Below are 12412 nucleotides of genomic sequence, written 5' to 3' on the forward strand. Positions count from 1 at the left end.
GGAAGTGCATTATTCTAGTATTTTATTAACAAAATTCCTAGCATTTAATAGTTCAGGATCACTTTTTAAATCTTTTTGTAATACTTCATTAAGCCATTTAGGGCCATGATTTCCTACACTTTTTACAAAACTTTCCAGTTCTCCTGATTCAGGTATAAGTAAGCCTACCTCAATAAATTTGGGTTGTATTCTATCAAAGGCTTGTGTTGCATTCCCACTAGGAATAAATGCTTTTCCTACTTCTTTAGCTTCAGTCCAAGGAGATGATTTTTTTAATATTTTTTGAATTTCAGAAATTTTTGGTTTGGGAAATATTCGATCGCTAATACTATCTAATACTTCAACGATTTCTTTCTTTACTTCTTCAGCTAAAAATTCAGGTCTTTTCTTGTCTATTTCAATTTTAACTAAAGTCCAATCTGATTTTATATCATCCCAATTGCCACCTAATTCGTTATAAATTGTTTTTAATGGCTCTTCATTATTCAGAACATCAAAATCAGCAATAACTTTTATAGGAACTTTCAGTTTGTTTAGTGCTGTAATTGCTACTGGAATTCTATGTTTTCCACCTACATTTACAAATAAAATATCAGGAACATTAATGTTTTCCTCAGAAAATTGTGAGTTTAGAACTGCAGAATAAAATCTCGAATCAGAATCACTTTCGCAAATAACAACTTTCGTATGAAAAAGACCACTTAATATATTTGAATGTCTTAAAAGTGAGTCTTTCCAAATACGATCAATGTCTTCTTTGTTTAAAACATTAATATTATTAGTATCTTCATTTCTATTAATTCTCACAATTTTTAAATTTTCTGGATTTCCATCCAATATTCCTTTTAAGAAATCCTCACTATGTGTTGCCAAAAATAGTTGTTTTTCTTTTGGTAAATGTTGAGCTAACATTTTACCTAGTAGTTTTGCTTGAGGTGGATGTAAAAATGCCTCTGGTTCATCAATAAATAAAATATTATGGTTTGAAATAAAAGAATTTAATAAAACACCGACAAAGCTTCTCATTCCATCACCTTGTTCGTGCAGTAAATCAAGTTTTTCTAATTCTCTAAGATAACCTTCTGAAACTCTATCTTCACCTTCTTTAGGTATTGGTTTTTTACCTACATATAATGGTACAATAGTTCCGGCATTCCTATGTACTATTAGATCTTTTCCAAATGCAATATTAAAATAATCGCTAAATTTTTTTTCCATTTCATCACTTTTTTGAAGAAAATGAATTGGATGTTGATTTGACTCTTTTGTTAACTGAATGTTTTGAGCAGGATTTGAAGCCGTAAGTCTTTGCTCTGTATTTAATACATTTGCATAAATCGGAAACAAGGCATCAATGCCATTTTGGAAATTTCTAACATAATGTTGTACATCATTAACTCCGATATTATAACCATAGCCTGAATATGATTGATAACCTGAATTATTATTTTTTATAGAATTTTTTTCTATGTAATCGGCAAATAATTCTTGAGTTCCTTCAATTCCTATTTGTATATCTTTAATTATTTTGCTGGAAGTTGCTTTTGAACGAAATTTTAGAGCAATTTCTTTCAAAGACGCACTTTTACCAGCATTATTTGCACCTACAAATACAATTATGTCATTTTTATCACATTGTAAAACTTGGTCATTATTGTAGGTAATCGATTCAATATAAAATCTTGGATTCATAATTATTTAGTTATTTTTAAAGGAGTTCGGTTTTGCATTTCCGCTAACGGTTCTCGGCTTTGCGAAGTGGCGGATTTTCAGCACAAAATTTCAATTGAAAAACTGAACTTAAACCTTGCACTAAGCTGTCATAGAAGCACTTAACCCGCCATTTTGCAAAACTGATGTTACAAGCTGCCCTTCTTTCGGTCGTGGTTTGTCTGTCCGCTGTGTTGCTGTGTCTGTGCGGTTGGAAAGGCACACTCTTTTGCAAGCTTTGGCTTGTGGGCTGGCTTGTGGGGCTTGCAAATGTGTATGCCTTTAGCGTTGGCTTGTTATTTGAGTCTTGCTTCATGGAATTTCATTAAGTCATTGAAATTTTTCCAAAATCTTCTGCTTTGTCTTTTAACATAATTGTCTCCGTTTATTGATTTCATTGAGTCATTTGCTTTGTTAATGTAGCTCAAATAATTTCCCCAATAGTATTCGTTTGTTTTTTCGTAAACTGTCTTGTCCGCCTTTGACGGTCTATAAATAAGTTTTCTTTTTGCACCTCTATGAGAAAATCGTTTATAAAGTCTTGACTTGAATAAACTCTTGTCAGGATTTTTACTGTGAATAGCTAAGGAGGTTGATTTTTTAAATGTACTTTTCATTGACCTATAAAACTTTGAAAAACCTGAAGTTTTTATCAAAACTCTTTGTCCGTCAAACGAGAATCCCAAATATTCCAAAGTCTTATTGAAATTTGGTGTCTCGGTTTTTCATCTATCTCGAACCCCGTAAACCTTCCTTTTATTTCTTCGAAACGGAAAACCTTAGTCTTACTTGGTTCTATTTTCAAATCAACTAGGGTATCAATCTTATCTCTGATTAGTTGTATTATTTCATTTTCATGCTCTTGCTCGCAAACAATTATTAAATCATCGCTGTATCTCTGATAAAACCCTCCAATGGAATAAACTTTATCAAAGATTTCTTGGTCAAAATCTAGCATGTATATATTTGCCAATGTTGCACTAATCGGGCTTCCTTGAGGTATTCCTTCTGTATTGTTTTTTGAAATAACAAGATTGAGGTTATTCTTTAGAAACTCCTTTTTTTCACAATAATGGCTAGCCCCTTTTTCTTTGAAAAATTTGCTGTTCTTTATTTGCTTTCTTACAAATTCGGTTTTGTGTGAAGAATTTGGGATTCCCTTTTTAACCATCATTGTATTGCCGTAGCTTTCAAACAATTGGTCGCCTTCAATGTACTTTATATTTGTAAGAGCCTTAAATACATTATAGTGGTCTTTGGGTAGGGTAGTTTCATTCAGAACCCTTGTCCATTGTTTTTTTAAGATTTTATGATTTAGATTATCAAAGAATGAAGTGACATCAGCAACGATTGCAGTAAGCTTTTTCGTGTTGTTCTTTTGTATAAATTCAAAAGTAGTTTTTGCAAAATCAATGTTGCATTTATTCTTTTCAGAACCCTTTGAAATTGGAATTTTGCGGTATGCTACTACAGATTCATTAAAATTTAGATTTTCGATATACTTCTCATAAGCACTAGCTAAAATTTCATTGTACTTGGATAGAATTAATGAGTCAATGTGTGAGGCAAAGTAAATATCACGAACTTTTGGCTTGCCTAATACTCTTTTTCTTTTACCGCTTGGATTTTGAACAGGTGCTGATAGGTCTGTACGAAATTTTCTTTTTACAATTGATTTGTGAATTAACGGCAGGAAACTATGTTTTCTAACTTTTTCAGAATTCTCAACATACTCCTTTACCCAATTATAATCTTTGATTGTAATTGGTAAACCAATATGAGGATACTTCTTTGTTTTAAACCACGTTTGTAATTCCATTTAATCAAGTTTAAAAAGAGGGGGCAGATACTAATAGTAGCAGGTTAAAAATGTACATGCTCTGTCGAAGCTTTGACCCTCTTTCGAGGGAGGCAACGCTACTCATCTCAGGTATAGAAATTGTTATCTTTGTCAGTAAATTCATAAACACAATAAATATGCTTAGAAAATCCATCCGCAGAACCAACTTCAGGGCTTCAACAGTTGTTACGCTGTTGATAACTCTTTCCTCATTAATTCCTTTGCAGGAAAATTTGGAAATTGGTATTGTCCTTCCCAGCTAGCGTATGTCCTAGACGTGGTACCATTTAGCAAAACGTATCATTTCGACCCTCTGCCCCCAAAATCTTATATATTTTTCATTTTATTGTTTTAGTTAGTTTCTTTAAAGTAGCTATCAAGTACACCAGTGTATAGGTTATCGTTTTCAAATTGAATTTCAAAATTCAATGTTTGAAGTTCTTTAACATTTTGAATCTGGTTAACTATTGCACGTTGTTCTTCAATTGTAGGTACGTTAATTTTATGATTGAGAAACTTTGTCTCATCAAGGTATTTTCTGTGTGTCGAGCCTGTAGAAGCGGTCTTGCATATATCTATAAAATGGTGAGATTCCGTGAAATACAAGAACCAATTAATATCAACGATATTTTTATCAACCTCATAAGTCCAAAAGTTGCCAGTGATAATTGCATTATCCAGTTCAGGGGGCACAATTCCAAACGCTCCATTTCGAGCATCAATTTTTGACAACAGGAATTGATTAGGTTTTACCGTGAATTGTTTTTTAGTACCAATGTTGGCACCAATTTCTTCATCTCTAAGACTAATTCCGTTGTGATTAGTTTTGATGGTAACTCTTTTGTAAATCACATCATCTTCAATGTCAATTGGTTTCTTAATTCTTTTTAAAAATGATTTGATTGGCTTTATTTCGTTTTTATTCGAAAATGTTTTTTGCTCAAATTCATTAATCAAATTTTGAAATTGAACTGTTTTCGTTTTAAGGTTCGTAATAGTTTTTGTTAAATCGATTTCTTTTCTTTCTGAAACGACCTGCCTTTTGATGTCTAAATCAAAATCAACTAAATCTTCAACCTTAACTTTCCATGCATTTTCATTTTCTTCTCTATTGTGCCACCAGTTAATAATGTCCGTGAATTCTTTAAAGTCAATTGGTTTCGTTTTTGAGTAGCTTTTTTGATTTTCGGGAAACTTATGTTGATAGTACCAGATTTCTTTTGTTGGTTCACCTTTTTCAAAGAAAAGGAGATTAGTGCTGACCGTTGCAGGAAAGAAAGCAGTTTCTGGTAATTTTACAATAGTATGCAAATTGCATGTTTCTAAAAGTCTCTCTCTAATTCTTGCACCATCACCTTTTACACAACCATCTGGTAAAACAACAGCAGCACGGCCGTTATTATTTAATAATTGAACCATCAACGCTAAAAACAACTGTGCTGACTCTTTACTTCGAAAGTTAGCGGGAAAGTTGGTTTCCACTCCGTCCGCAATACTTGCCCCAAATGGAGGATTTGCAAGAATTACATCAACCTGGTCTTTCTTACCGATACTATTGTACTCTTTCTTTAAACTGTCTATGTAATGATAATCTGGAACATCTATTTCGTGAAGTATCAAATTTGTTAAACCAAGCACATACGCAACTGGTTTTAGCTCCCAACCTGTAATTGAGGTCTGTAAAATAGCCTCATCATCAACGGTTTTTACATAATTATCTCTTACATGGTCGATAGCAGCAGTTAAGAAGCCACCGGTTCCAGCTGCAGGGTCTAACACTTTTTCGCCCAATTTCGGATTGGTCATCATGGTCATTAATTGAGTTACAGCTCTTGGCGTGTAATATTCGCCTTTGTTTCCTGCGTCTCTTAACTCCTGTAAAATGCTTTCGTAAATGTTTCCAAAAACGTGTTTATCCTCTGATTTTGTAAAGTCTATTTCATTTAGCTTGTTGATTACCTTACGCATTTCATAACCACTTTTCATGTAGTTATTTGTGCCATCAAAAACTTCTTTCACTATCATTGCACGTTTCGGATTCGTTGTGCTTTTCAATTCTCGTAATGATAGAAAAAGACCTTTGTTTGTTAGTTCATTGCTATCAATGAAGTTTATCAATTCGTCACCAGTAATTCCTTCGGGGTTTGAAGCCCAATTTCTCCATTGGAATTTTTCAGGTATTACTGAAACATAATTGTCTTTTATTACCTCTAATTCTTGGTCTTTGTCGTCCATTATTTTCAGAAACAACATCCAGCCCAATTGTTCTAATCGTTGTGCATCGCCAGAGATACCTCTGTCTTGCCTCATTATATTTCTTATACTGCTTATTACAGCTCCAACATTTGCCATTCTTATGCTACTTTATAAAGTTCGTTTTCTAATTCTTTCAATGCTTGTATGTAATTTTCTTTACCGCCAAATGCATTGATTATTTCAAGTGGCGAACCTAATTTGTTTAATGGGTCAAGTTTCAAAACATCTAAACTCTCGATAGTTAGCAAATCATCGTCTGCGTATTTGTCAAGCAAACTTTTAATTACAGATTGTGCTTTCTCTCCGTATTTAGTAAAGTAGTTTCTTTTCTTCACATTGTTTGCTCGTTCCTTTCTTGTCAATGGTTTTGCTTCAAAAGCCACATGACAAATCAAATCAAAAGGGTCAAAGTCTCTTCCGATTTCTTCCTTTAAGGCTTCAAAGAAAATTCCTTGTTGTTCCAATGCTTCAACGATTGCTTTTTTCTTATCAGCATTTTTCCATGAATTCAAAAATGTTTCAAGCGTTGCGTATTTCTCAATTACGTTTTTCTTGGTGTAATCTTTTAGGCTTTCAGTTATTATTCTCCCGTCTGCTCCTAAATATTGAACACGTTCATTTACAATTCTAACTTCAACACCGTTCACTCTTATTTTTTCTCTTGGGTTTGGCTCTGCTACAATGAAACCACCACCAGTAACAGTTGGATATTCGGGTGGAAACTCTACGTCACCACCATCAACAACATCTACAATTGGCTCGTCTGTTGTTTCATCATCAGTTCCTGAAATATCATCATCCTCAGTAACATCTTTAATCATTACAGGGTCGCCATCAAAATTAGGGTCTGCAAAAAGATTGGTTACATTTCTAAAATCCATTATGGTGAAATACGTTTTTCCGTACTCTTCATTGATTCGTGTTCCTCTACCAATAATTTGTTTGAATTCTGTTGGAGAACCGATATTGCTATCTAAAACAATAAGTTTACAAGTTTGAGCATCAACGCCAGTAGTCATCAATTTTGAAGTTGTCGCAATAACTGGATAGCGTTCACTTGGATTTATAAAGCTGTCTAACTCTCTTTTTCCTTCTTCATTGTCGCCTGTAATTTGCATTACATATTTATTGTTTTGAGCAACCAAATCGGCATTGGCGTTAGCCAATGCGGTTCGCATGCCTTCGGCATGCTCAATATCAATGCAAAAAACAATTGTTTTTGCAAAACGGTCATTTCCTTTTAGAAATTCTGTTATTTTTTTTGCAACTAATTCTCTGCGTTCATCAACAACAATGTTTTTATCAAAGTCGGTTCGGTTGTAAATTCTATCCTCAACTGGATTTCCGTATTTATCTAGAAAGTCTTTTGGTGGTCTCCAACCTTCGGCATCAATGTCAAGTGTTACTTTAATTACTTTGTAAGGAGCAAGGAAGCCATCATCAATTCCTTGTCTTAGTGAATAAGTATAAACGGGCTCACCAAAATATTCAATGTTTGAAGTTTCGTTAGTTTCCTTTGGCGTAGCCGTCATACCTAAATGAGTAGCCGTTTTGAAATAGTCTAATATTTCACGCCATTTGCTATCTTCTTTTGCACTTCCTCTGTGGCACTCATCAACTACAATCAAATCAAAAAATTCTGGACTGAATTGTTTGTACGCATCATCAGTTTTGCTGTCCGACAAACCTTGATAAAGAGCTAAATAAACATTGTATGCTGTGTCAATTTGTTTATGCTTTATGATTGTCATTGCATCTTTAAAATGCCTGAAATCTCCTCTTGCAGTTTGGTCGATAAGTGAAGTCCTGTCTGCCAAAAACAGAATACGTTTTTTTGCTCCGCTTTTCCAAAGTCTGTAAATAATCTGAAAAGCCGTATAGGTTTTTCCCGTTCCTGTTGCCATGACCAAAAGAATCCTGCCTTGCTTTTTTGCAACTGCTTCAATAGTTCTGTTAATGGCAATTTGTTGGTAATATCTTGGTGAGCGACCAGAGCCATCAGAAAAATAGTCCGTAGAAATTACGCTTTCAACTTCTTTGTCTTCAATGCCTTTGTATTTTTTATATTTCTCCCAAAGTTGTTCAGGACTTGGGAATTCGTCATTTGAAAGTTCAGTTTCAATATTTCCGCTTGTTACGGTCTTGTCGTGAAAGTAAAAGCCGTCACCATTGCTACTGAAAACAAAGGGAATGTCTAGCGTATTTGAGTAACCAAGTGCTTGTTGAATGCCAGCTTTTACAGAATGATTGTTGTCCTTTGCCTCAATGATAGCAATTGGAACGTTGGGTTTATAAAACAGAATGTAGTCGGCAAATTTCCGTTTGCCTCTTGCTGTCATTTTACCTTTAACATAAATCCGTCCGTCAGTAAAAAATATTTCACGTCCAAGTTGAGTTTGTTCGTCCCAACCCGCTTTTGTCACGGCAGGAGTGATGAACTTTTCTTTTATGTCAGCTTCTGATAAGTCCTTTTTGTTCATGTTCTACTTTTTATTGTCGGTCGGTGCGTTGGCAAAATTTAGCTCTTTAGGTTTTGCGAAGCGTTGGCTTGTGTGTCGGGCAAAACCAAATGTGCTAAATGTGCGGTTGGCTTTTATGTCGATTTTCTGTCTGTTCATTCTTTGCAGTGTCGTCTTTTAGGGTTGCTTGTAACATTGTTTTTTCACGAAACTGATCTAGCTTTTGTTTCGTAAAAAATCACCTATATCTGCATTTCGTAAAATTAGAAGCAAATATAATTATTTTTTTGTAAATTAGACACTTACTAAAATAATATTCATGTATCACGAAGTAATTTGATGTAAAATGTAATAATGAATGTATGGATAGCGAAACGATTCTAAAAACGTTGCAAAATCGATTAAAATTACAACGATATGCAAACAATACCATAAAATCGTATTGTGGTTACACCCAAGTTTTCTTAGAACAGATGGAAAAATACAATAGATTAGATGAAATTCCTATTTCAGAAATCGAATTGTTTATCAATACAAAAGTAATTCAAGAAAATATCAGTGTTTCCTATCAACGTTCTTTGGTTGGAGCAATTAAAAAAGTATTTGAATTAGTTGAAAATCAGAAAATTGAATTAAATTATCTTTATCCGAAACGAAAAGTTAATAAATTACCAACTTTCTTTTCTCAAGAAGAAGTACGAAATTTATTAAATGCAACAGAAAATTTAAAACATAAAGCTATTCTTACCATAATCTATAGCTGTGGATTGCGACTAAGCGAATTGATAAATTTAAAAATTGCAGATATAAAATCAGAAAGTAATTTACTTCTTATTCGTCAAAGTAAAGGTAACAAAGATCGTATAGTTGCTTTGCCAGATAAACTTTTGCTATTATTGAGAGAATACTATAAGGTTTATCAACCTAAAGACTTTTTGTTTGAAGGCGCAAAAGGCGATCAATACAGCGAAAGAAGTGTCCAATTAATTTTAAAAAACGCCATGAGTAAAGCTGGTGTTTTATCAAAAGGCAGCGTACATACATTAAGACATTCCTATGCTACTCATCTTATAAAAAGTGGAATTGATGTTCGTGTAGTTCAAGAATTATTAGGTCATAACGACATTAGAACTACCATGATTTATACGCACATTACAGATATTGATAAAAAATCTACACCAAGTCCTTTAGATTTTTTGTGATAATTTGTAAAATCTAACATATTATTTTATCTCAACAACCTTCACCACTTCACTTTTCAATACTTTAGTGCCTGCCTCATTATAAGTCTGTTCTACCGTAACTTTAATTCTGTCGTATTGTGGAATTGGAAAGTTTAATAACTCACCAATATTTTTGTACCCGAATGCTTTTGCTAAAAGAGTGATGTGACGGGTTGAGTATTTGTGTCTCTGTGTAGCAGATTCTACATTCCCAACAAAAGATTTAGCAACCCCCATTTTTAAACTGAGTTCATCTTTAGTAAATCCATGTTCCTTCCTAAGATTTTTCACGTGATTTATCAAGTCAAAGTCAAATTGAGTAGTTTCAAAATCAAATAATTTCTTCATTTAATAAAAGTTGTTTATCCAACTTGTTGGATATTAAAATAATATTATTATATTTGTATAAGCGAATTGATAATTAGACTTTTAATAGTCATAATTAAACGATGAATCTCGAGTCAAAACGACCAATTTTCCATCGAGAACACCGTGAAATCGCTCTATGTCTAAAAAAGTATTACTTTTGTATAAGGCATGTGAGCGGTTCTCACATTAGCTTTAGGTTGAAGCTTTATGAATTTTCGAATTTTAAAGCTGGGTTTGGTCGCCCATGGTTCTAAAGTGTGAGAGCGCTCCTTGCTTTTTTTTGCAAGTATTTCTTCATACACGAGAAGCATCGTTCCATAAAACCCAACACAAAATGAGAACGAAACAAATTCCATTCATCCGTAAAAAACCGCCAGACAAAGTCTGTTTGTTTTTTCCATTCTTTTAAAGAACAAACCTCCGTTTTATAACATTTAACGGATCGTAAAGCAAAGGGCTCTCCTTTCTTTACACGCTCTCTATCAGAGCCTCAGTAATGAGACTTTGAAAGCATTCGTTTTATCTTTTTTATTCGCACACTAAATGTAAAACGTTTAATATCATTTTCCAAATTTATTGGGGCTACTACCTGTTTTAAGTTGTAAGTAATGAGTTATAAGTAATAAGTTAAATGTATGATGTACAGATTAGATGTTAGTTGTTTGAGTGGAGTCTAAATCAAATATATAGGATGCGATTCTGAGACAAGTCAAGAATGACAAAACTCATTGTAGAAAGTGAATTTGAATATTGAAAAAGGAATTAAAAAAATGTCATATGATTTGGAGGCGAGTGTCAAAAAGCTGAGATGCATGATTAAGATTATTCATTTTTTTATTCATGAGTTATTATTGTTTTCAAATGAATTCATATACCCTTTGGGGAATCTTGATAAAAAAAACGAACCAAAAAGTTATTCATATGGTTTATTATTATTTTATGGTATTCATGAATGCAAAGCATTACAAGTCTGTGCTTACAAGTCGGTCAATAACGGCTATTCGCTAAATGCTTTAAATCATTCGCATATGAAATGCGAACATAAATCATTTTTAACGCTCCTTACGCCGAATTGACACTCGACTTTTCAGCAATGACGGTTTTGAATTCGTTGTAAAAAGTGTATTTGAGTATTGAAAAAAGGATTAGAAAAATGTCATATGATTTGGAGGCGAGTGTCAAAAAGTTGAAGAGAATGGTTAAAATATTTTACTGTTTGCGTAGCAAATGATTTAAAATATTGAATGGCTGAAACTTATTTTGACCGTCGAAAATCAAAGACAAGAGTTTTTTGATTACTTTTTTGCTCATTTCCCCGAAGGGCATATGAATACCGATAATTAAAATAGAAAAGCTATGAATAAAAAAGTGATAGAAAGTATTTTACATTCATTTTTTTTCTTGATAAAAAAAACATTTGAAATTAAAAGGAGAAGCTCCAGTGGAGCTTAGGTAAAAATTGTTACAAGTTGATTAATATTTATATTCATTTTTTCCTTGATGAAAAAACGAACCAAAAAAATCAAGTCTCTGCTTACAAGTCGGTCAATAACGACTACTCGCTAAATGCTTTAAATCATTCGCATGTAAAATGCGAACAGTAAATCATTTTTAACACTCTTTATGCCGAATTGACGCTCGACTTTTCAGCAATGACGGTTTTAGAATTTGTGGTTAAAAGCGAATTTGAACTAGAAAAAGGATATAGAAACCGGCATTAAAACTCTCACGTTAAGAAAATGGTCGAATGTAACGTTAAAAAGGTTTTAGCCCGTAGGGTTTTTAAAATCTTTAGTGAAATGAGATCATTTTTAGTAGAGAGATTTACAGCCTTGACTTTTTGGTTACTTTTTAGTCAAGTAAAAAGTGACATTAAAGAAAAGAAATCCCTAAGCCATACCATGGCTCCTCCTCTTAATTTCAAATGTTGTTAAAACTGAATTAGAATATAGAAAATGAATTTAAAAAATGTCATATGATTTGGAGACGAGAGTCAAAAAGTTGAAAGTCATGTTTAAAATGTTTTACTGTTTGCGCAGCAAATGATTTAAAACATTCAATGACTGAAACTAATTTTGACCGTCGAAAATCAAAGACAAGAGTTTTTTGATTACTTTTTTGCTCTCTTCCCCGAAGGGCATGTGAATACCTATAATTAAAATAGATATGCTATGAATAAAAAAGTGATAGAAAGATTTCTCAATACCCCGAAATGACATATTGGATACGGTTCTGCACTTCGAATGCCTCAGTGCCCGTTTTAAAAAAGGATTTGAGTATTGAAAAAAGAGTTAAAAATCCGACGATTTAGAATCGAAATGCAATTCAACTCTAAATTATTGGAATAAAAAAGTTGAGGTGTTTGAACGAAGTGAGTTATCAACTTTATGGAAATAATTTATTTAGTTGAATCATTGAGAGACTACTGTCGGCATCTTTTTTTGTTTCGTTTTTTGGATGAGCAAAAAAATGAAAGTAAAGAACAAATTTGAAATAAAAAACAAAAAACCCTTTCCCAAAAACAAAGTTGGCGCGATGTACAGGAAAAAGAGTGA

General features: G+C 33.1%; 7 protein-coding genes. 1 reads left to right on the forward strand and 6 read right to left on the reverse strand.

All coding sequences use genetic code 11. The annotated features are described in order from the left end of the window. Nucleotides 1–9: 9 nt before the first annotated feature. From N5D46_RS13995 to N5D46_RS14015, 5 genes are all read right to left on the reverse strand, one after another. On the reverse strand, nt 10–1692 hold the full coding sequence (locus tag N5D46_RS13995; RefSeq protein ID WP_280050360.1) for an AAA family ATPase: 1683 nt from the start codon (nt 1690–1692) through the stop codon (nt 10–12). A gap of 314 nt (nt 1693–2006) precedes the next feature. Further along, nucleotides 2007–2327, reverse strand: a complete 321-nt coding sequence (locus tag N5D46_RS14000; RefSeq protein ID WP_280050361.1) for a hypothetical protein — start codon at nt 2325–2327, stop codon at nt 2007–2009. Nucleotides 2328–2362: 35 nt separating this feature from the next. After that, the gene (locus N5D46_RS14005) at nt 2363–3529 is read right to left on the reverse strand and encodes a reverse transcriptase domain-containing protein (RefSeq protein WP_280050362.1); all 1167 of its coding nucleotides are present in this window, start codon (nt 3527–3529) and stop codon (nt 2363–2365) included. 372 nt (nt 3530–3901) lie between these two features. Beyond that, nucleotides 3902–5902, reverse strand: a complete 2001-nt coding sequence (locus N5D46_RS14010) for an N-6 DNA methylase (RefSeq protein ID WP_280050363.1) — start codon at nt 5900–5902, stop codon at nt 3902–3904. Between the two features lie 2 nt (nt 5903–5904). After that, on the reverse strand, nt 5905–8286 hold the full coding sequence (locus N5D46_RS14015) for a DEAD/DEAH box helicase family protein (RefSeq protein ID WP_280050364.1): 2382 nt from the start codon (nt 8284–8286) through the stop codon (nt 5905–5907). 341 nt (nt 8287–8627) lie between these two features. Here N5D46_RS14015 and N5D46_RS14020 point away from each other — a divergent pair, with 341 nt between their 5' ends. Then, nucleotides 8628–9467: a tyrosine-type recombinase/integrase gene (locus N5D46_RS14020; protein ID WP_114999181.1), complete on the forward strand. Its 840-nt coding sequence runs from the start codon at nt 8628–8630 to the stop codon at nt 9465–9467. Nucleotides 9468–9488: 21 nt separating this feature from the next. Here the strand turns inward: N5D46_RS14020 and N5D46_RS14025 are convergent, their stop codons facing one another. Then, complete coding sequence (locus N5D46_RS14025) at nt 9489–9836, reverse strand: helix-turn-helix transcriptional regulator (protein WP_280050365.1); 348 nt, start codon at nt 9834–9836, stop codon at nt 9489–9491. Nucleotides 9837–12412 lie beyond the last annotated feature (2576 nt).

Origin of the sequence: Empedobacter sp. GD03865 (genome assembly GCF_029840775.1) — a bacterium.
GTDB lineage: Bacteria > Bacteroidota > Bacteroidia > Flavobacteriales > Weeksellaceae > Empedobacter > Empedobacter falsenii_B.